Genomic DNA, 21,459 nt, shown 5'->3' with positions numbered 1-21,459 from the left:
CCCGGTTTTATTTGCCCTGGCCGATCCGGACCAGGATGTCCCCGTTGCCCGATTCCAGGGTGAGAGAGGGGCTCCCGCTGCCGCGGGAGTAGCCGTTCTTCCAGCCGGAGGGCAGGATACGGTCGCCGTTCCCGGCTTTGAGCGTCAGCCCCAGGTTTTGCGGCGCCTTCCGAAAGCGCACGGCCACGTCCCCGTTGCCGCTGGTGAGGGTGACGTCCCCCTGCATGGCACCGGTTTCAAGAAGGGCGTCGCCGTTGGCGGTGCTGAGCGCCGCCTGCCCCACCGAGTCGGCGAAGAGCAGGGAGTCTCCGTTGCTGGAGCGCAGCTCGACCGGCCCGCCCACCGCGCCGCCTTTGACCTGCGCGTCCCCGTTTTCGGTGGTCAGGCGGATTTTTCCGCTGACGGCGGCGCTGCCGCTCACCTTCACATCCCCGCTCTCGCTCTCCATGGTGCAGTTCCCACGCACCGTCTCATCCCGGATTTCCAGGGTGCCGCTGCCGGTCTTCCCGGTGGTTTCTTCGGCGAGGTCGAAGGAGCGCACCATGCCGTACCCGGCGCTCAGCTTGAGCTCTGCCAGCCGGGCGGCGGGGAATTGCAGCACCACCGTGTTGACCAGGCCCCCCTCCTTCATGCTGATGAAGTGCAGCGACTCGTCCCCCTTGGCCGTGAGCCGGAGCACCCCGTCGGCCCCGGTGCTCAGGCTGACGGAAAACTTGTCCCGGTCGGCCTCCTTCACCCCGGCGAGGAGCAGCTCCAGCTTGCCGGTGGAGGAGGGCTCGACCAGCACGCCGCAGTAGTCGGCGCTGATCTCCAGGCGCTTTGCCTTAGCGGGGAGCGCCCTGCTTTCCAGCTTGGTGCGCACGTTGGGGGTGCTCTCTCTGAGCAGGTCCCCGAAAAAGTCGCCGCGCCCCAGCCAGTGGTCCAGCCCGAAGGCCATCTGGTCCTCGGTTATGCTCAAGGATAGATTGCCGCTTGCCGCGACCTGCGCCGCCCCGGCGGGGAGGGCAAAGACAAGCAGGAGGCAGATAAGCAAAAATGCTTGCAGCCGTCGTTTCATCGTCATCTTCCTTTCAAAATTCCAACCTGATTTTGATTCTAGGCCATCTGGAAAGGACTGTCAAGCCGGCCGCGCATAACAAGGGGGATTTTTGCTCCCCAAGGCGCGGCGCGAAAAAAACGAATTGTTGGGGGAAAAGCTGACTATTCCTCCCCGGTTGCGGGCACCCTTTGGGTGTTTCCCAAAAGATTGCCGAAAAAATGATAAAATCTTGTCATACCCGGTAAAAAACGGGATTCGCACCCTTTACAGAAGGTGGTAAACGTGATAAAATCTCAGATGGATAATCAGAGTTTATCTGACAGGAAAATGGCAAAAAAATCCAAAGGGAGGAAATAAAAAAACATGGCAAGAAAGATGAAAACCATGGACGGCAACAACGCCGCGGCGCATGTATCCTATGCGTTTACCGATGTTGCTGCGATCTACCCGATCACTCCGTCCTCAGTTATGGCCGAGGTGACCGACAAATGGGCGGCCGGCGGCCGTAAGAACCTGTTTGGCCAGGAGGTCAACGTCATCGAGATGCAGTCCGAGGCGGGCGCCGCCGGTACGGTGCACGGCTCCCTGCAGGGCGGCGCGCTGACCACCACCTTCACCGCTTCCCAGGGCCTGCTGCTCATGATCCCGAATATGTACAAGATGGCCGGTGAGCTGCTTCCCGCGGTGATCGACGTCTCCGCGCGCTGCGTTGCCACCCATGCGCTGAACATCTACGGCGACCATTCCGACGTGTACGCCTGCCGCCAGACCGGTTTCGCCATGCTGGCCTCCGGCAACCCGCAGGAGGTCATGGACCTGGGCGCCGTGGCGCACCTGGCCGCGATCAAGGGCCGCGTCCCCTTCCTGCACTTCTTCGACGGCTTCCGCACCTCCCACGAGCTGCAGAAGATCGAGGTCTGGGACGACAAGGATCTCGCCGACATGCTCGACTGGGATGCGGTCGATGCCTTCCGTCACCGCTCCTTAAACCCCGAGCGCCCGGTCCTGCGCGGCACCGCCCAGAACCCGGACATCTTCTTCCAGGCCAGAGAAGCCTGTAACCCCTACTACGACGCCCTCCCGGCGATCGTTGAGGATTACATGGGCAAGGTCAACGAGAAGATCGGCACCAACTACAGCCTCTTCAACTACTACGGCGCTCCCGATGCCAAGCATGTGATCATTGCCATGGGTTCGGTCTGCGACACCATCGAGGAGACCATCGACTTCATGAACGGCCACGGCGACAAGGTGGGACTGGTCAAGGTCCGCCTGTACCGCCCGTTCTCCAAAGAGCACCTGCTGCGCGCCATCCCCGAGACGGTGGAGACCATCACCGTGCTCGACCGCACCAAGGAGCCCGGCTCCCTGGGCGAGCCGCTCTACCTCGACGTGATCCTTGCGCTGCAGAACTCCAGGTTCGCGGGCGTCAAGACCTTCTCCGGGCGCTACGGCCTGGGCTCGAAGGACACCACCCCGGCGGACATCTTCGCGGTGTACAACAACGCCAAGAACAACGAGAAGCCGCGCTTCACCGTCTCGATCAACGACGATGTGACCAACCTCTCGCTCATGCGCGACCCGAACGCGCCGGACACCCAGCGCGAGGGCACCACCGCGTGTAAGTTCTGGGGCCTCGGCTCGGACGGCACCGTGGGCGCGAACAAGAACTCGATCAAGATCATCGGCGACCACACCGACATGTACGTGCAGGCCTATTTCGACTACGACTCCAAGAAGTCGGGCGGCCTGACCGTTTCCCACCTGCGCTTCGGCCACAACCCGATCAAGTCCACCTACCTGATCAACAAGGCCGACTTCGTCGCCTGCCACAACCCGGCCTATGTCGACAAGTACGACATGGTTCAGGACCTCAAGAAGGGCGGCACCTTCCTGCTCAACTGCCCGTGGGATGAGAAGGAGCTTGACAAGCATCTGCCCGGCAAGATGAAGAAATTCATCGCCGACAACGACATCAAGTTCTACATCATCGACGGCATCGACATCGGCCGCAAGATCGGCCTGGGCGGCCGGATCAACACCGTGCTGCAGTCCGCGTTCTTCTCGCTGGCCAACATCATCCCGGCCGACGACGCGATCAAATATATGAAGGACGCCGCCACCGCGACCTACGGGCGCAAGGGCGAGAAGGTCGTTGCGATGAACCACGCCGCCATCGAGGCCGGCGCGAAGGAGTACAAAGAGGTCAAGGTCCCGGCTTCCTGGAAGGACGCCAAGGACGACGCCAAGGTGCATGTCGCCACGGGCGATCGCAAGGACCTGGTGGACTTTGTCAACGACGTGCTCTACCCGGCGACCGCCCAGCACGGCAACGAGCTGCCGGTTTCCACCTTCAAGGATGTTGCCGACGGCACCTTCCCGCAGGGCAGCGCGGCTTACGAGAAGCGCGGCATTGCGGTGGACGTTCCCTGCTGGCAGCCCGAGAATTGTATCCAGTGTAACTTCTGCTCCTACGTCTGCCCGCACGCGGTCATCCGTCCGGCCGTGCTGAGCGACGAAGAGCTCAAGAAGGCCCCGAAGGGCACCAAGAGCCTGCCGATGACCGGCATGCCCGGCTACAACTTCGCGATGACCGTTTCGGTCCTGGACTGCACCGGCTGCGGCGTCTGCGCCACGGTCTGCCCGGGCAAGAAGGGCAACAAGGCCCTGGTCATGGAGAAGCTCGACACCCAGCTTCACGAGCAGGAGGTTTCCGCCTACGGCCAGAGCCTCGACCCGAAACCCGAGGTGCTCGAGAAGTTCAAGGAGACCACCGTCAAGGGCAGCCAGTTCAAGCAGCCCCTGCTTGAATTCTCCGGCGCCTGCGCGGGCTGCGGCGAGACTCCGTACGCCAAGCTGGTCACCCAGCTGTTCGGCGACCGGATGTATATCGCCAACGCGACCGGCTGTTCCTCCATCTGGGGCGGCTCGGCTCCCTCCACCCCCTACACCGTCAACAAGGACGGCCACGGCCCGGCCTGGGCGAACTCCCTGTTCGAGGACAACGCCGAGTACGGCTACGGCATGTACCTGGCGCAGGCCACCGTGCGCAAGAGCCTGATCGCCAAGGTCTGCGAGCTTACCAAGGAGACCAAGGACGCGGCGCTGAAAACCGCCTGCGAGGAGTACCTCTCCACCGTTGAGGACGGCTCCAAGAACAAGGTTGCCACCGCCAAGCTGGTGGAGCTGCTCCAGAAGAGCAAGTCGAACCTTGCCAAGGAGATTGTGAAGTACAAGGAGTACCTGAGCAAGAAGTCCGTCTGGGTCTTCGGCGGCGACGGCTGGGCGTACGATATCGGCTTCGGCGGTCTGGACCACGTCATTGCTTCCGGCGAGGACGTGAACATCCTGGTCTTCGACACCGAGGTTTACTCCAACACTGGCGGGCAGTCCTCCAAGGCCACCCCGGTCGGCGCGGTCGCGCAGTTTGCGGCAGCCGGCAAGGAGGTCAAGAACAAGGACCTGGCGGCGATTGCGATGAGCTATGGTTACGTCTATGTGGCCCAGGTTTCGATGGGCGCGGACTACAACCAGTGCATCAAGGCGATGGTCGAGGCGGAGAGCTACCACGGCCCGTCGATCGTCATTGCCTACGCTCCGTGTATCAACCACGGCATCAAGGGCGGCATGACCCAGTCCGAGATGGAGATGAAGCGTGCGGTGGAGTCCGGTTACTGGCACACCTTCCGCTTCGATCCGCGCAAGGCTGAGGCGGGCGAGAACCCGTTCATGCTGGATTCCAAGGAGCCGAAGGCGGACTACAAGGAGTTCATCGAGAGCGAGGTACGTTACAGCTCGCTGACCCGTTCCTTCCCGGAGCGTGCCGAGGAGCTGTTCGAGAAGGCGACCAAGGTTGCGGCGGACAAATACGAGCACCTGGTCAGACTGTCCAAGCTCTACAACAAAGACTAATTCCCCATTGGGAAAGAGGCCCCGGACCGATTGGTCCGGGGCCTCTTCATGTTATGTGAAAAGCCAAGGGATTCCCAAGGGTCCGCGACCCTTGGGCGGGGAGTTTGAGGGCGAGGAGCCCTCATAAAGACGTAAAAGGCGCGGGGGCGGCGAGCCGCCGCGCCCGATTCGCGAAAGAACCAGCGTGCGTGCGGTAACGCTCAGCCCGCGTCCTGTAAGACTTCTAAGCGCGGGGAGGGGAGGCCGAGCTTCCAGTGAAAGCTCGGACGGGGAACCCCCAAGAGGGGGTGCCCCTAAAAGTCCATTTCCCGGCGCGCTGACTTCCTGTATAGAGGAATACGGTACCGGCTCCCGAATTTTTACTGTTTTTTTCGCGGGAGCCGGTCCGGCCTTTGAAAACAGGCCGAAGGCCAGAAGCATCAGGGTCAATGCGAGCAAAAATATAATCAGCTCATATACCGCATAGAGGTCATCTTCTTCTGGGACGAGGATGGAAAGATATTTTTTAGAGATAGAGAAAAGAAGGCCAATAAAAATGAGAACGAGAAAATAAGCGATTATGCGCAGCAGTGATTCCTCGGGGTCACAGCCGGAGCTCTCCAAAAATTTTCGGAACGCCCAGTAGTAGGAGGCGAGGGGGGAGGAGGACAACATATTCACCTACTTTATCTCACTAAGAAACTCTAACAGTTTCTCCTGTTGTTCAGGGCTCAACCGAAAAATTTGTTGCTTGAGCTTGTGACTGATTGGATCTGGTTCAGCTTCTTCGTTGAAGAAATCTCTGAGTGAAATACCAAGCGCCTCACACAAAAACTGGAGACTTTCGACTCCCGGTTTCTTTTTGCCAAGCTCGATGTCCCGGACAAAACTTTGAGAAAGGCCCGCCCTTAAAGCGAGCCCGTTGATTGAAAGTCCTTTTTCTCCTCGAAGTTGTCTTAAACGCTTGGCAATATCCATTGCAATACCTCTGTCAACTAAAATACTGTCAAAATTAGGGTAACATATGAAAAATTGAAAGGTTACATCTATAGAAGAATTTTAATTGCTCTTTAGAGAATATCCTTGTCCTTAATTATAATTATTAAAAGAAACTATGTGGACCATATATAGTCTATAGTGGGGCACCCCCTCTTGGGGGTTCCCCGTCAAACCTTCCACTGGAAGGTTTGCCTCCCCTCCCTGCGCTTCGCTGGCGCTAAAGACCGTGGGGCGCTGCCCCACACCCTGCTCAAGGGTCGAGAACCCTTGAGAATCCCCCTATTCAGGATGCGGGCGCCTTGCACGCTGGCTCTTTCGCGAATCGGGAGCGGCGGCTCGCCGCCCCCGCGCCTTTTACGTCTTTATGAGGGCTCCTCGCCCTCAAACTCCTCGCCAAGAAGGCGTCGCCCCCTTGGAATCCATTTTTTAATAATACGAAAAACGCGGTGGAGCAATCCACCGCGTTTTTATTTGTTCTTCTCTTTGCTCACATTTAGAACGCGGGCTGAGCATGGCCGCCCTGCATACTAGTCCTTTCGCGAATCGGCCGCAGCGCCCCGCTGCCGCTCGGGCAGATCGAGTTTTGCGTTGGCAAACCGTGCCATCTCCAGCACCGTCTCAAACAACCGCTTGCCTCCGTTTTCAATTGCGGAACCGTCTACCGCCAACAGCCTCTCGTTTACCACGCAGGGCGTGGTCTTATAATTATAATGATTCTTTACCTCGTCCAGCGTCGCCGTGCGGGTGTCGAACACCAGCACCTCCGGGTTGAACGCCAGGAGCTGGTCCTCCGGGTATTGCCAGTCGCTGTTCTCTGCCGCCGCATTCTCGATCCCGCATGCTTCCAGCAGCTGCCCTTGCAGGCTGTCCCCCGTCGCCATGGTCAGCGGCAGCAGCGCCATGAAGCACCCCAGCGGCCGGGGCGCGTCCGCTTCCCGCACCGCCTCTGTGATCTCATCGTAGGCCGCCAGCAGCGGCTCGGCAAATTCCTTCGCCCGCTTTGGCCCGTCCTCCTTGCCCAGGAAGATGGTCGCGAGCTGCTCGTAATACTCTGGCAGCTTGTCAATCTCCTGCGGCTTTTCGAGCACGATCACCTCGGCGTCCGCCTGCAGCAACGCCTCGTATTGCGCCGCCGGCAGCTCGTTTAAGACCAGCACCAGCTGCGCGTCCTCGTCCGCAATGGTTTCCACCTCGGGCATGGCCTCGGTGCCGCAGCGGGGCAGCTCCTTTGCCTGCTCCGGGTAGGCGCAGTAGTCGTCCACGCCCTTTAAGGCGGAGTCCAGCTCCATGTCGAAGACCAGTTCGGTGATCGAGGGGTTCAGGGAAACCACCCGTTTGGGCTTTTTTTCGATGGTCACGTCCCCCATCTCCACCGGCCAGTTGGGGTCCACCGGCTCGGGCTCGCTCGAGGAGACGGCGGGCTTCTCGTCCTTTTGAAAGCGCTCCATGAAGCCGTCGATCCAGTCCACCAGCGCGCAGGAGCACAGCAGCGTTGCCAGCGTGAGCGCCAGGGTGCAAATTTTCAGTCCTTTCAAACGGGCACGTCCTTTCCGGGATGTCAGTCAAATCTGTTTAGAGCTCGCGCAGCTTCTGGGCGACGAACTGGTGCGCCACCCGCGGCGAGTAGCCGCCCTTGCGCACCGAGTAGGCCAGCGCCTGGGCGCGCAGCTCGTCGCTGTCGGCGATCCCCGCGCGGGCGAGCATCTCGCAGACCATCGCGATGTATTCCGCCCGGTCCAGCTTGAGATAGGTCAGGGTGATCGCGAAGCGGTCGGACAGGGAGACCGCCTCGTCCAGGCTGTCCGAGAGATGGACCTCGTCCCCCAGCCGGGAGGAGAAGGTCTCGCGCACCAGGTGGCGGCGGTTGGTGGTGGCGTAGATCACCGCGTTGGAAAGCGCCACCTGCTCGCCGCCCTCAATGATCGACTTGAGCGCGGAGAAGCTGTCGTCGATGTCCGAGAAGGACAGATCGTCGAGGAAGATGATGAACTTCATCGGGTTCTGGGCCAGCTGGGAAAAGACCTGCGGCAGCAGCAGGATCTGGGACTTTTTGACCAGGATCAGCCGCAGGCCGCGGTCGGCGTAGGAGTTGGCCACCGCCTTGACGGTGGAGCTCTTGCCAGTGCCCTTGTCGCCGTAGAGCAGGATGTTCGCCCCGCCCTTCCCGGCGAGCAGCGCCAGGGTGTTCTCCTTGACCGTGTTGATCTGCTGCTCGTAGCCGATCAGGTCCTCGAGCGTCACCGGGTCGTAGCTCTCGAGCGGCGCCAGGTTGGCGTCCTCGTCCGGTACGAAGACGTGGTGGCGGGCGAACTTGCCGTAGCCGTTATCCCGGCAGAATTCGCGCAGCGCCTCGGCCTCGGCCGCCCAGTCGCCCTCGTGCAGGGTGAAGCGGGCGTGCTCGCAGGAATATTCGGGCAGCGCGTCCACCGCATCGCCCAGGGTGGGGTAGCAGGTGCGCAGGTGACTTTTCAGCTCCTGCGCGCCCAGGTACGCGAGGCTCCCGATGGCCGAAAGGTCGTGGCGCGCCGCCGCGAGCAGCGCCTCGGGGACCGGCTTGTTCCCGGCACACAGGCGGGTATAGAGGTTGTCGTCGTAGACTACCTGCTCATACAGGTAGTCGCTTAAGGACATCCCGGCCTTCGTCAGGGTGCAGAAGAGGTCGCCGTAGCTCTTCGCCGCCTGGGCGGGCGGGCACTCGCGGCTGTCGAGCAGCTGCAAGAGGCTCTTGACGGCGGGGTCTTGGAGCAGCCCGCGGTAGACGGTCATCGAACGCAGGGAAAAGAGTAGCTGCTGAGGGTCGTTCATCATAGTGTTCTCCTGTTTCTATGTAAGATTGCCGGTTATTTGCGTCGCGCAGCGGCTGAGGTTCTGTCAGTGCGGCGGGGTCGGATAAGCTAAAAATATTGTAGAACACCCTCCCGAAGAAGTCAATGTGCAAAATGTGGCGGCGCTGGAATGAAAAGGGCTCCAAAGCGCTTTTGAGCGGCCCGCTTCACCGTTTTACAGTGCAAAGTGGTGAAATATCTTGACGGGAGCATAGCAGAAAGCGTATAATTATTGAAATAAACCTTTCGAAAGGAGCGCGACAGACGATGATCACAGTGGCACAGGGCATGGTGGAAGCACTTGTACACGAGGGCGTATCGGTCGTATTTGGTTATCCGGGCGCGGCGATCTGTCCGTTTTATGACAGTCTGGCGGGCTCCCCGATCCACCACGTACTGGTGCGGCAGGAGCAGAACGCCGGCCACGCCGCCTCGGGCTATGCCCGGGTGAGCGGGCGTCCCGGCGTGGTGGTGGTGACCAGCGGCCCGGGAGCGACCAACCTGATCACCGGGCTCGCCACCGCCTATATGGATTCCATCCCGATCGTGGCCATCACCGGCCAGGTCAGCCGCGACCAGATCGGGCGGGACGTGTTCCAGGAGGCGGACATCACCGGCGCGGCCGAGCCCTTCACCAAGTACAGCTGGCTGGTCAAGGACCCCACCCAGATCCCGCGGATCATGAAGGAGGCCTTTTATATCGCCTCCTCCGGGCGTCCGGGACCGGTGCTCATCGACATCCCGATCGATGTGCAGAAGGAAATGATCGAATTCAATTATCCGGATACCGTCAATATCCGGGGTTATAAGCCCACCGTCAGCGGCAATCCGCCCCAGATCCGCCGGGTGGCGGACGCGGTCATGGAGTCCTACCGCCCGCTCATCTGCCTGGGCGGCGGGGTGCTCGCCGCCGGGGCGGGCGGGCAGGTGCTGTCTCTGGCCGAGCAGTGCCAGGTGCCGATGGTCTCGACCATGATGGGCCTCTCGGCGGTGCCGAGCGGGCACCCTCTCTTCTACGGGATGCTCGGCATGCACGGCAACAGCGCGGCCAACTTCGCGGTGCACAACGCCGACCTGCTGGTGATCATCGGCGCGCGGGCCGGCGACCGGGCGATGACCTCGCCGGGCGTGGTGGAGAAGCGCGCGCGGGTGGTACATATCGACGTGGACCCCGCCGAGATCGGCAAGAACGTCGGGGCCGCGATCCCCCTGGTGGGGGACGCGAAAAACGTGGTGACCCAGCTGCTGGGCTGCACCGGGCGCTGCGAGAGCGCGGAGTGGATCCGGCTGCTGGAGGAAAAGCGCCAGGCGGTGCGCTACGACCTTTCGCCCCGGCAGGGGAGCGTCAATCCCCGCGTCTTCGTGCGCGGGCTTTCGCAGCAGCTGTCCCCCGACGCGGTGGTGGCGGCGGATGTGGGCCAGAACCAGATCTGGGCGGCCAACCACCTCTCGTTTCAAAACGGGCGGTTCCTCACCTCGGGCGGGATGGGCACCATGGGCTATTCGGTGCCCGCCGCGGTGGGGGCCAAGCTCGCCGCCCCCGGCCGCCAGACGGTGGTCATCTGCGGCGACGGCTCCTTCCAGATGCAGATGAACGAGCTGGCGACCATCTGCCAGGAGGGCCTGGACGTCAAGATCGTCGTGATGAAGAACGGGCGGCTCGGCATGGTGCGCGAGCTGCAGCAGAATCAATATGGCGGCACCCTCTCGGGGATTTTCCTCGACGGGAGCCCCGATTTCCTCAAGCTGGCCGCGGCCTATGGCATCCCCTGCGCGCGGCTGAGCGACGAAATGGACATCCCGCTGGCGGTCAGCGAGATGCTGCAAAGCGAGGGGCCGTATCTGCTGGAATGTGTGGTCGATCCCGATGAGAGCTCGATTTAGGAGGTGGGGGAGATGAAACAGACGATTTCGATCCTGGTGGCAAACCAGGCCGGTGTCCTCTCCCGCATTTCCGGGCTGTTCGCGCGGCGGGGCTACAACATTGAGAGCCTGGCCGTTGGGGTGACCGAGGACAAGACCCTTTCGCGCATGACCATCGTGGTGGAGGGCAACTCCTACGTGGCCGAGCAGGTGGAAAAGCAGCTCAACAAGCTCATTGACGTCATCAAGGTGCGGCGAATCCCCCAGGGGGAGCTGGTCTGCCGGGAGCTTTTGATGATCAAGGTGGCCGCGCGCCAGGGCGAGCGGCCGGATATTGTAAACATCTGCGACATCATGGGCGCGAAGATCGCCGACATCACGCTGGGCACGATGACCATCGAGCTCAGCGACACCCCCGAGCGGGTGGAGCTGATCATCGAGATGCTCAAGCCCTTCTCGATCCGGGAGATCGTGCGCACCGGCACCGTGGCCCTGCAAAAGGGCACGGACACCATAGGAAACGGGAAAAAGTAGGTATCTGCTGAAATTATAAAAAGGGAGATGTTACCATTGGCAAAGATTTTTTATGAGAGCGACTGCAACCTCGGACTGCTCGACAACAAGACGGTAGCCATCATCGGCTACGGCTCGCAGGGCCATGCCCATGCGCTCAACCTGCACGAGAGCGGGGTCAAGGTGATCGTCGGGTTATACGAGGGCAGCAAGTCCTGGGCCAAAGCCGAGGCGGCCGGGCTGACCGTCATGACCGCTTTTGACGCGGCCAAGGCGGCGGATATCATCATGATCCTGATCAACGACGAGAAGCAGGCGGCGCTCTACAAGGAGAGCATCGAGCCCAACCTCACCGAGGGCAAGGCGCTGGCCTTTGCGCACGGCTTCTCGATCCACTTCGGCCAGATCGTGCCGCCGAAGAACGTGGACGTGTTCATGGTCGCGCCGAAGGGCCCGGGGCACACCGTGCGCAGCGAGTACCTGGCGGGCAAGGGCGTGCCGGTGCTGGTGACCGCGTATCAGGATTACACCGGGCGCGCGCTCGATTTGTCGCTGGCCTATGCGGCCGGGATCGGCGGCGCAAGAGCCGGCTGCCTCTTGACCACCTTCAAGCAGGAGACCGAGACCGACCTGTTCGGCGAGCAGTGCGTGCTTTGCGGCGGCGTGACCGCGCTGATGAAGGCGGGCTTTGAGACCCTGGTCGAGGCCGGGTACGAGCCGGAGAGCGCATATTTCGAGTGCATCCACGAGATGAAGCTGATCGTTGACCTGATCTACCAGGGCGGCTTTGAGCGGATGCGTTATTCGATTTCTGACACCGCGGAATATGGCGATTATGAGGTCGGCAAGCGGATGATTACCGAGGAGACCAAGAAGGAGATGAAGAAGGTGCTAAGCGAGATCCAGGACGGCACCTTTGCGCGCAACTGGATTCTGGAAAACCGTGTAGGCCGCCCGCACTTCAACGCCATGCGGCGCAGGGAGAGCGAGCATCAGCTCATCGAGACCGGGCGCGAGCTGCGCAAGATGTACTCTTGGAATGAAGAGGAAAACTAAAAATACGGCAATAAACGAACAAAAAACGCGGTGGAGAAATCCACCGCGTTTTTCTGTGCGGCGAGCCGCCGCTCCCTATACGCGAAAGAACTAGATCCAAAGCAGAAGTGCTCAGCCCGCGTTCTGTATAAAGGGATTCTCAAGGGTTCCTGACCCTTGAGCGGGGTGTGGGGCAGCGCTCCACGGTCTTAAAGCGCAGCGAAGCGCGGGGAGGGGGAATCGGGCCTCCAGTGGAGGGCCGAGGGGGAACCCCCAAGAGGGGGTTCCCCTAAAAAGCCTGCTCCCCGGCGGCGGTACCCTCCTCGGCGGCGGTACCCTCTTCAGCGGCGGTACCCTCTCCGGCGGCGGTACCCTCTCCGGCAGCGGAACCCTCCCCGGCGGGCGGGAGGTAGTGGAAAATGTCGGTAAACTGACATTCCAGTGCGAAGCAGAGGCGTTCGGCCACATCGAGGGTTACGAATCTTATTTTGTTTTGGCGGTAACGGCGGAGTTGTTCGGGGCGGATTTGGGCGCGGCGGCAGAGCCCGGCATCGGTGAGGCCGCGTTTGCGCATGATCTCGTCGGGGTCGAAGACGATGCGTCCGCAATCGTCTCCCGGGTGGTAAGCACGCAAGGGGATACCTCCTTTTCAATCTGAATGGTACAGCCCCTGAGCAGGGCCAAGAGCTCGAGCAGGACGGCGACGTAGGAGCCATAGAGCCTAAAGGGTTTTCTTTTCATTCTGTCTTTTCTCCACTGCACGGATGTGCCGCATAAGAACAAAATTTATGTACTGCGAAAAGTTCCTTCCGTCCATACGGGCGTACTGAGTAATTTTATTTACAACATCACTATCCAGTGTGATGCTGACCCTTTCTTTCAATGGGCTAGTGACCGGGCTCATATAGCTCACTCCTTAATGAAACAATAATATCGTAATTGGTAGAAAATAGTGCATTTTAGTATTAAAATAATACGAAATAATATTTTTACTTAGAGTGTGCTGAGTTCAGTCATTTAGCGAATTTTTTGCGGCTTCGCCGCTTTGGGGGAACCCCCTCTTGGGGGTTCCCCGTCCGACCTTCCACTGGAAGCTCGTCCTCCCCTCCCCGCGCCTCGCTACGCTTTTAAGACCGTGGGGCGCTGCCCCACGCCCCGCCAAAGGGGCGTCGCCCCCTTGTAACCCCACTTCGCTGCGCTCTCATTAAGAGCGCGGGCTGAGCATGTCTGCGTTGCAACCTGGTTCTTTCGCGAATCGGGTGTGGCGGCTCGCCACCGCGAATCGGGTGTGGCGGCTCGCCACCCGCTTGCTGAATCCGGCGGTTCATGTTAAAATAGTAGCGTGATAAACCGGGAAAGGTGGTCGCTTCATGAATTTTGAAAGCTGTCTCAAAAATTATGCTACCCTCGCCGTGCGCACCGGGGTCAATCTCCAGCCGGGACAGGAACTGCTGCTCATGTCCCCCGTCGATTGCGCGCCCTTCGCGCGCCTGATCGCCGAGGAGGCTTACCGTGCGGGCGCGCGCGATGTGACCATCCATTACTCGGACGAAAAATTTCAGAAAATCCGCTTCCAGCACGCTGCCCTCGAGGTCTTCGAGACAGTGCCCGCCTGGCTCGCCGACTCCCGCAATTCCTACGCCGAACAGGGCGCCGCCGTGCTGCAAATTGCCGCGGGCGATCCCGAAATCTTTTCTGATGTGGATAGCCAAAAGCAGGCGGTCAATACCCGCGCGCTCTTCAAAGCGTATAAACCATTCCATAATGTACTCGATGTAAACGGCGTGCAGTGGAGCATCATCTCCGCCCCCACCAAGCCCTGGGCGCGCAAGGTCTTTCCGGACTGTGAGGAGCAGGAGGCCGTGCGCAGACTCTGGGAGGCGATCTTCCGGGCGGTGCGCGCCGACCTGCCCGACCCGGAGGAGGCATGGAAGGAGCACGGCCGCCAGCTTAAAAAACGGCGGGATTGGCTCAATATGCAGCAGTTCGATTCGCTGCACTTTTATAACGGCAGCGGGACGGACATTGTGCTCGGCCTGCCGCGCAAGCATGTCTGGGGCGGCGGTTCGGAAACGACCCGCTCCGGGGTCGGGTTCTTCCCCAACCTGCCGACCGAGGAGGTTTTCTGCCTGCCGCACCGCGAGCGGGTGGACGGGGTGGTGACCGGCTCCCTGCCGCTCAACTATGAGGGGACCCTGATCGAGGACTTCTCGCTGATGTTTGAAAACGGCTATGTGCTCGATTACACCGCCAAAAAGGGGTTCGAGGCCCTGCGGCGGCTGATCCATGTGGATGACGGCTCCTACCGCCTGGGCGAGGTGGCGCTGGTGCCCAGCTGCTCGCCCATATCGGACATGGGGACACTCTTCTACAATACCCTGTTCGATGAGAACGCATCCTGCCATCTGGCGCTGGGGCGCGCCTACGCCTCCTGCTTGCAGGGCGGGACCGCGATGAGCAAGCAGCAGCTGGTAAGGGCCGGGGCCAACGATTCGCTGGTGCATGTCGATTTCATGATTGGCACCGCCGATATGACGGTGGTGGGGATCGACCAGCTGGGCAATGAAATCTGTGTCTTTGAAAACGGGAACTGGGCGGCGCAGCTGCGCTGAGGATGCCCGGGATAGGAACGCCTGCAGGGGGCGCAAAAGCGTATTTTACGCTTTTGCGCCCCCTGTTTTGCAGAAAGAAGGGTATATTGCATGGCGTGTCCTCATATATTTGAGTAGAAAATGGAAAAGGGGAGAACATCCGAATGGAGCTGAGTGTTTCGAGACAGGCGGTTGTTATAAACGAAATGGTGTACGAAGGGAATCTCGAGCAGTCCGTGGAAAGCGACGTGCTGCTACCCGATTACTGTCCGGACATCGTGAAAATCCTGCGCTGCTTCTGCACGGCGAAGGTGATCTCCAGCCAGATCGTGGGCGACAAGCTGACGGTGGATCTCAGCTGCGCGCTCAAGGTCTATTACCTGGGAAATGACGGGAACATCCGCTGCAGCGAGCAGAGGCTGCCCTATACCAAGAGCTGTGATCTGAAGATGCAGGTGCAGGACCCGATCGTGGACGTCTGCTGCCGCACCGATTATGTCAACTGCCGCGCGGTCAACCAGCGCCGGTTTGAGATCCGCTGCGCCGTCACGCTGGAGTGCCGGGTCTTTTCGCGCAAGAGCGAGGAGGTCGTCTGCGACGCGGACGGGGCCGGGATCCAGCTGCGCAGCGCCAGCAGCGAGATCACCGAGATCGCGGGGGATGTCTCCTGCCAGTTCACCATGCATGAGGACTTGCAGCTGGGCGCCGCAAAGCCGGCGGTGCAGAGTGTGATCCGCCAGGAGTGCGTGGCAAGGCTCGGGGACTACAAGGTAATCAGCGGCAAGGTGGTCGTCAAGGGGGAGCTGATGGTCCATCTGCTCTACCAGCCCGACGGCGAGGGCATGGCCCCCGAAATCATGGAGTATTCCCTGCCCATCAGCCAGATCGTGGATGTGGAAGGGGTGGACGAGGATTGCCAGTGCGAGGTGGAGCTGGGCGTTATCTCGGGCGAATTTGCGCCCAAGGTCAATCTCGAGGGGGAGAGCCGGCTGTTCGCGATGGATTGTTCGCTGAACGCCCGGGTGCGCTCCCACCGCCGTCAGCAGCTGCAGCTGATCACCGACTGCTATTCCACCGAGTTCGACTGCCACATGGAGAAGGTGCCCATGGCCTGCATGAACCTGATCAAGGTGGTGGAGGAGACCTGCGCGCACAAGGCGATGGTCGACCTGCCTTCGGATGTGCGCTCGGTGATTGACCTGTTCTGCACCGTGGCCGACGCCTCCTCCCGCTACGAGGGGGGAGAGGTGCTGATCACCGCCAAGCTGGTCTACGGGATGTTCTGCCAGAGCGAGTCGGGTGAGATCACCTATCACGAGCAGCCCGAGGAGTGCGAGTACAAAATCCCGCTCGAGGAGAGCTATGACAGCGTGATCTTCGCCCCGCGCGGCGCCGTCCTTTCCTGCTCGTACAGCATGGTGGGCGCCGATAAGCTCGAGTGCCGCGCAGACGTGCTGCTCTGCGGGTGCATCTATTCGGTGACGCGGCCCAGCGTGGCGGCGAGCATTGTCTGCGACACCACGAAACCCAAGGAGCGCGAGTGCGAGGATGCCTCCCTGATCATTTATTATGCCGAGCGGGACGAGGACATCTGGGACATCGCCAAGCGGTACAACACTTCGCTCGCGGCGGTGATGAGCGAGAATTCGCTCGAGGGCGGCCGCCTTTGCGAGAAGAGGATGCTTTTGATCCCGGTGGTGTAAGCGCCGCGGTGCCCCCGCCCGGCCGGCGGGATGAAACTTCGAAAACAGCACAAGGGGAGGACAACTATGCAGACCAACATTTATCAGAGCATAGCCCGCCGCACGGGGGGCGACATCTATATCGGCGTGGTGGGGCCGGTGCGTACCGGGAAATCCACCTTCATCAAGCGCTTCATGGAGGAGGTCGTCATCGACCACATTGAAAGCGACTTCAAGCGCGAGCGGGCGATCGACGAGCTGCCTCAATCCGCGGGCGGCAAGACCATCATGACCACCGAGCCCAAGTTCGTGCCCGAGGACGCGGTCGCGATCACCCTCGGGGACAACGTACAGATGAACGTGAGGCTGATCGACTGCGTGGGGTATATCATCCCGAGCTCCTTGGGGTATGTCGAGAACGACCAGCCCCGCATGGTGATGACCCCCTGGTTTGAAAACGAGATCCCCTTCAATATGGCCGCCGAGATCGGCACCCAGAAGGTGATCAACGAGCACAGCACCATCGGGCTGGTGGTCACCACCGACGGGACGATCACCGACCTGGACCGGGACGAATATGAGGAGGCCGAGGAACGGGTCATCACCGAACTCAAGGCGATCAACAAGCCTTTCGTGGTGCTCCTAAACTCGGTGCACCCGACCGCCGAGCGCACCCAGGCGCTGGCGCAGGAGCTCTCCGAGCGCTACGGGGTGCCGGTCATCGCCAAGAGCTGCCTGGAGCTCGGCGAAGCGGACATCAAGGAGATCCTCTCCCTGGTGCTCTACCAGTTCCCCATCCGGGAGATCCGCTTCGACCTGCCGCGCTGGATCGTCTCGCTCGAAAAGGGGCATTGGCTCAAAACCTCGGTCTACGATGCGATCTGCGGCTGCGCCAAGGACATCGAGCGGATCAGCGAGGTGGGGCCGCGCTTCGAGGATATGGCGGAGTGCGAGAACATCCGCGAGGTCAAGGTGGCCTCGGTGGACCTCGGCACCGGCTGCGTGCGGCTGCGGGTGGTTACGCCGTCGACCTTGTTCTACCGGATTCTCTCCGAGGCCACGGGGCTGGATATCTCCTGCGAGGAGGCGCTCATGCCCTGTATGATCGAGCTGGCCGAGATCAAGCGCAAATACCAGAAGATCGAGGGGGCGCTCGAGGAGGTGGCGGCGACCGGATACGGGATCGTCATGCCCTCGCTGGATGAATTGGAGCTCGAGGAGCCGGAGATTGTCAAGCAGGGCGGCCGCTACGGCGTGCGCCTCAAGGCTTCCGCCCCTTCCATCCACATGATGCGCGCCCAGATCAACACCGAGGTCTCGCCCATCGTGGGCAGCGAAAAGCAGAGCGAGGAGCTGGTGATGTATCTGCTTAAGGAGTTTGAGGAGAGCCCCGAAAAGATCTGGGACTCGAACATCTTCGGCAAATCCCTGCATGACCTGGTCAACGAGGGGCTGCACAACAAGCTCTACCGTATGCCGACCGACGCGCGCATGCGGCTGCAGGAAACCATCGAGCGGATCATCAACGAAGGCTGCGGCGGCTTGATCTGTATTATTCTTTGATAAAAAGGGCCCGGGGGAAACCCCGGGCCCTTACTTTTGTATTACGCAAGAAGATGACGGCTTTGCCGTCATGGGGAAACCCCTTGATAGGGTTTCCCCACACAAAAACCTCCCACAGGGAGCTTTTTGCTCCCCTTCCTGATCTTTGGAAGGATTTGTAACCGCGAGTGCCAACAATCCGGAAAGGCCGCGGGCTCTGCCCGCACCTGCTCAAGGGTTGTAAACCCTTGAGAATCCCAATACTTGTAAAAATGAAACCTAAAAATATTTTTTTCGCGTCCCCTTCACATACCGCCAGAAGCAGCCGCAGGAGCGCCAGAATCCGAGACGCTGGCTTTTCCGGTAGACGATCCAGCGGTTTTTTGCCGCTCTGAGCTTGTTGCCCGAACGACCGCCGGTGCGGTAGAGCACCAGTACCTCGTTTACCCCCACGGCCCGGCGGCCGGATTTCAGCAGCTCGAGCCAGAAGACGTAATCCTCGTGAAAGTAGTGCGGGTCCATCCAAAAACCCTGCGTACGGCTGCGGCGCAGCACCACGGTCGAGCAGCCGATCACATTCTCGCCCAGCAGCCCGTCGTAGTCGACCGACTGCGGCACCCGGTATTCCCGCCCGGTTTCCTTCCCGGCTTCGTCGATGAAAGCATAGGCGGCGAAGCACAGGTCCGCTCCGGTTTCTTCGAGCAGCGCCAGCTGACGCTGCAGCTTTTGTGGTTTCCAAAGGTCGTCGCTATCCAAAAAGGCAAGATACTCCCCCCGCGCTTCCCGCATACCGCGGTTGCGCGTGCGCCCCACGCCGAGGTTCTTCTCATTGCGCAGCAGCCGCACCCGCGCGTCGTCGCGGGAGAAGTCTTCCACCAGCGCCGGGCCGCCGTCGGACGAGCCGTCGTCGATCACCAGGATTTCCAGCTCCCGCACCGTCTGCGCACAGGCCGATCGCAGGGTCTCCACAATGGTGCGCGCCCCGTTATAAAGTGGGATGATCACCGTCACAAGTGGTTGACCGTGTTCCATCGCCGAGCCCCCTTCCCGTAAAAGATAAATCCATTATAATCAATTGCCCCTTGCTTTGCAAACGAGACTTCACACATTGTTCACAAATGCACGGGAAAATTTTAAAAAATTTCCACCTTGTTTTGCTTGCAAATTGAAAAAACCTATGGTATAACTGTATTAATCGAATTAATACAGTTAGTTCGGTTAATACAGTTAAACCACATTGTAAGAAAATTGACGGATTGTTTTAAGAAAAATTAGAGCTTTCCGTGATAGGATAAAAACAGTGAGGAAACCTAAGAGAGGGTGAGGACGTTGATCCGGATCAATATGCGTTCGCGGGCGGACACCATCAAAGGGCAGGGGGTGCTCTCCGCCTATGAGGAACAGGTTTCGCTGGTGAGCGGGGAGCTGGCCGGCCGCTTCCAGGTCAGCGAAAACCAAAGCGGCCGGTACGATATCACGCATTTCCACACCATCAACCTGGGTTATTTCCTGTCCCTGCCGTTTGTCAAGCTGCACGGCGCAGCAGTGGGCTATGTGCACTTCCTGCCCGAGACGCTGGAGAGCAGCATTAAGCTCCCGGGGCTCTGCAAGGCGGTCTTTTACCGCTATGTCATCCGCTTTTACAAGAGTATGGACTATCTGGTGACGGTCAATCCCGACTTTGTGGAAAAGCTGGCCGCATACGGGATCCCGAAGGAAAAGATCCGCTATATCCCCAATTTTGTCAGCAGCGAGGAGTTTTACCCGGTGGCGGGGGAGGAGCGCGGGCGCCTGCGCCGGGAATACGACATCGACAACGACGCCTTTGTGGTCCTCTGCGTGGGGCAGCTGCAAAAGCGCAAGGGCTTCTTCGACTTCCTCGAGGTGGCAAAAAGGCTGCCGCAGGTCACCTTCCTCTGGGCCGGGGACTTCGCCTTCGGGGCGATCTCGGACGGCTACAAGGAAATACGCGAGGCGGCGAAGAACCTGCCCGAAAATGTGCGGCTGCTCGGGCTCGTCGAGCGCGGGCAGATGAACGGGCTGTATAACCTGAGCGACGTGATGTTCCTACCCTCCTACGGCGAGCTCTTCCCCATGACCATCCTGGAGGCGATGAACTGCTCGACCCCCATTCTGGTGCGGGACTTGAGCTTGTATGAGAACATTCTCTTCGATTTCTATCTCAAGGGCCACGACAACGACGATTTCGTGCGCGAGATCGAGCGGCTGCGCCAATCCCCCGCAGCACTACAGGCAGCGCGGGAGATGTCCCATCAGGGGCATATATACTACAGCCGCGAGAGCGTGGCGCGGATGTGGAACGAGTTTTATGAAACGGTCTACGAGCGGCAGACCATGAAACAGAAAAGGAGCCTGCCCCACCGGGCGGGAAAAGCCTATGAAGCGCAAAAACATCTTTAACCTTCTGGTGCTGCTGGTCACGGCGGCAGTGGTGGTCGGGTGCCTCTTCCTGGTGGATACCCCGGCGGCCATCTTCGGCGCTCTGCGCCGGGTGCACCCCGTCTTTTTGTGGGGGGCGCTGGGCTGCATGCTGTTTTACTGGCTCTTCGAGAGTCTGGCGCTCCACCTGACCGCTAAGCGGGTTTACCCTGGTCAGCGGCTGTCGGACAGCGTCAGCGTTTCGATGATCGGGCAGCTCTTCAACTGCATCACCCCGTTCGCCAGCGGCGGACAGCCGGTCCAGGCCTGGCGGCTCGCGCGCTGCGGCATGCCGCTGGGCGAGGCCTCGTCGGCGCTGCTGTGCAAGTTCATCGTCTATCAGACGGTGCTGAGCGTTTACTCCTTGATTACCCTTCTCTTCCGCTTCTCCTACTTCGCCAGCCGGGTGAGCGGGTTTTCCGTCTTGGTGCTGGTGGGCTTCTGCGTCAACTTTGCCGTGGTGGTGGGGCTCGTATGCATCTGCTTCTTCCCGAGGGCGGCAAAGGCGCTCGGGATGGCGCTCATCCGGCTGCTGTGCAAGGCTCGCCTTTGCAAGCGCCCGCAGGAGATGACGGAGAAGCTTTCCCGGGAAATCGAAGGCTTCACCAGGAGCTTTCGCCTGCTGCGCCGCAGCGGCTGGATCCTGCTGGGCTTAGTCGTGATGACCGTGCTGCAGCTGACCGCCTTCTTCGCGGCTTCCTACTTCGTTTGTCTCGCGCTGGGCGCGCGGGAGGTCTCGGCCTTTACCGTGATCTGCGCGAGCGCCTTTGTGTTGATGGTCTCCTCATTCGTGCCCCTTCCGGGCGCGTCGGGTGGGGCGGAGGGCAGCTTCTTCGTCCTCTTTGGCCTCTTTTTCCCGAGTGCGGGCAGCGTGGCGCTGGCCGTGCTGCTCTGGAGGCTGGTGACCTTCTATCTGCCGATCGCGGCCGGCTCCCTTTTCTGGGCGCTGCCGCAGCGCCGGCAGCCCAAACTTTGCTGATCCAAAACCGCTGGATAAACCAAATTCTCTGCTCTGGGCTCCGGATTACCACTCCGGGGCC

15 protein-coding genes are annotated in these 21,459 nt (G+C 60.5%); 9 read left to right on the top strand and 6 right to left on the bottom strand.

Annotation, left to right across the window (positions count from 1 at the left end):
- Positions 1-7: 7 nt before the first annotated feature.
- Positions 8-1,057 carry a DUF4097 family beta strand repeat-containing protein gene (locus B5477_RS02075; RefSeq protein WP_159448894.1) on the bottom strand — a complete coding sequence of 350 codons (1,050 nt, stop codon included), beginning with the start codon at positions 1,055-1,057 and terminating at the stop codon, positions 8-10.
- Positions 1,058-1,402: 345 nt separating this feature from the next.
- On the opposite strand from B5477_RS02075, the gene nifJ reads away from it, so the two are divergent.
- Entirely contained in the window at positions 1,403-4,951 is a 3,549-nt protein-coding gene (gene nifJ, locus B5477_RS02070; RefSeq protein WP_079698160.1) for a pyruvate:ferredoxin (flavodoxin) oxidoreductase, read from the top strand.
- A 660-nt stretch (positions 4,952-5,611) separates the two neighbouring features.
- Here the strand turns inward: nifJ and B5477_RS02065 are convergent.
- The 3 genes from B5477_RS02065 to B5477_RS02055 form a co-directional block, all read right to left on the bottom strand.
- The gene (locus B5477_RS02065) at positions 5,612-5,908 is read right to left on the bottom strand and encodes a helix-turn-helix domain-containing protein (protein ID WP_079698159.1); all 297 of its coding nucleotides are present in this window, start codon (positions 5,906-5,908) and stop codon (positions 5,612-5,614) included.
- Between the two features lie 548 nt (positions 5,909-6,456).
- Positions 6,457-7,464, bottom strand: a complete 1,008-nt coding sequence (locus tag B5477_RS02060) for an ABC transporter substrate-binding protein (protein ID WP_079698158.1) — start codon at positions 7,462-7,464, stop codon at positions 6,457-6,459.
- A gap of 37 nt (positions 7,465-7,501) precedes the next feature.
- Positions 7,502-8,737 (bottom strand): ATP-binding protein, encoded by a 1,236-nt coding sequence (locus tag B5477_RS02055; RefSeq protein WP_079698157.1) that lies wholly within the window; start codon positions 8,735-8,737, stop codon positions 7,502-7,504.
- Positions 8,738-9,021: 284 nt separating this feature from the next.
- Here B5477_RS02055 and ilvB point away from each other — a divergent pair, with 284 nt between their 5' ends.
- The 3 genes from ilvB to ilvC are packed head-to-tail and all read left to right on the top strand — an operon-like array spanning position 9,022 to position 12,186.
- Entirely contained in the window at positions 9,022-10,638 is a 1,617-nt protein-coding gene (gene ilvB / locus B5477_RS02050) for a biosynthetic-type acetolactate synthase large subunit (protein ID WP_079698156.1), read from the top strand.
- Positions 10,639-10,650: 12 nt separating this feature from the next.
- On the top strand, positions 10,651-11,151 hold the full coding sequence (ilvN, locus tag B5477_RS02045) for an acetolactate synthase small subunit (protein WP_079698155.1): 501 nt from the start codon (positions 10,651-10,653) through the stop codon (positions 11,149-11,151).
- 36 nt (positions 11,152-11,187) lie between these two features.
- Positions 11,188-12,186 (top strand): ketol-acid reductoisomerase, encoded by a 999-nt coding sequence (gene ilvC / locus B5477_RS02040; RefSeq protein WP_079698154.1) that lies wholly within the window; start codon positions 11,188-11,190, stop codon positions 12,184-12,186.
- Positions 12,187-12,454: 268 nt separating this feature from the next.
- Here ilvC and B5477_RS02035 read toward each other — a convergent pair whose 3' ends face one another.
- Positions 12,455-12,799, bottom strand: a complete 345-nt coding sequence (locus tag B5477_RS02035; protein WP_079698153.1) for a helix-turn-helix domain-containing protein — start codon at positions 12,797-12,799, stop codon at positions 12,455-12,457.
- A 736-nt stretch (positions 12,800-13,535) separates the two neighbouring features.
- Here B5477_RS02035 and B5477_RS02025 point away from each other — a divergent pair.
- The 3 genes from B5477_RS02025 (at position 13,536) to spoIVA (ending at position 18,001) form a co-directional block, all read left to right on the top strand.
- On the top strand, positions 13,536-14,777 hold the full coding sequence (locus B5477_RS02025) for an aminopeptidase (protein ID WP_079698151.1): 1,242 nt from the start codon (positions 13,536-13,538) through the stop codon (positions 14,775-14,777).
- 143 nt (positions 14,778-14,920) lie between these two features.
- Positions 14,921-16,459, top strand: coding sequence for a DUF3794 domain-containing protein (locus tag B5477_RS02020; protein WP_079698150.1), 1,539 nt, complete (start codon positions 14,921-14,923; stop codon positions 16,457-16,459).
- Between the two features lie 66 nt (positions 16,460-16,525).
- The gene (gene spoIVA / locus B5477_RS02015) at positions 16,526-18,001 is read left to right on the top strand and encodes a stage IV sporulation protein A (protein ID WP_079698149.1); all 1,476 of its coding nucleotides are present in this window, start codon (positions 16,526-16,528) and stop codon (positions 17,999-18,001) included.
- Positions 18,002-18,259: 258 nt separating this feature from the next.
- On the opposite strand, the gene B5477_RS02010 is transcribed toward spoIVA, so the two are convergent.
- Positions 18,260-19,012 carry a glycosyltransferase family 2 protein gene (locus B5477_RS02010; protein ID WP_079698148.1) on the bottom strand — a complete coding sequence of 251 codons (753 nt, stop codon included), beginning with the start codon at positions 19,010-19,012 and terminating at the stop codon, positions 18,260-18,262.
- Between the two features lie 297 nt (positions 19,013-19,309).
- Here B5477_RS02010 and B5477_RS02005 point away from each other — a divergent pair, with 297 nt between their 5' ends.
- Positions 19,310-20,401: a glycosyltransferase family 4 protein gene (locus B5477_RS02005; RefSeq protein ID WP_117507640.1), complete on the top strand. Its 1,092-nt coding sequence runs from the start codon at positions 19,310-19,312 to the stop codon at positions 20,399-20,401.
- A complete protein-coding gene (locus tag B5477_RS02000) occupies positions 20,379-21,398 on the top strand; it encodes a lysylphosphatidylglycerol synthase transmembrane domain-containing protein (protein WP_079698147.1) in 1,020 nt (339 codons plus the stop codon). The genes B5477_RS02005 and B5477_RS02000 overlap by 23 nt, the downstream gene beginning before the upstream one ends.
- Positions 21,399-21,459: the final 61 nt, after the last annotated feature.

The organism is Provencibacterium massiliense (genome assembly GCF_900169495.1).
Taxonomy (GTDB): Bacteria; Bacillota; Clostridia; order Oscillospirales; family Ruminococcaceae; genus Harryflintia; species Harryflintia acetispora.
Note: the sequence above shows the minus strand (reverse complement) of the source record. Positions and strands in the feature narration are given on the sequence as shown.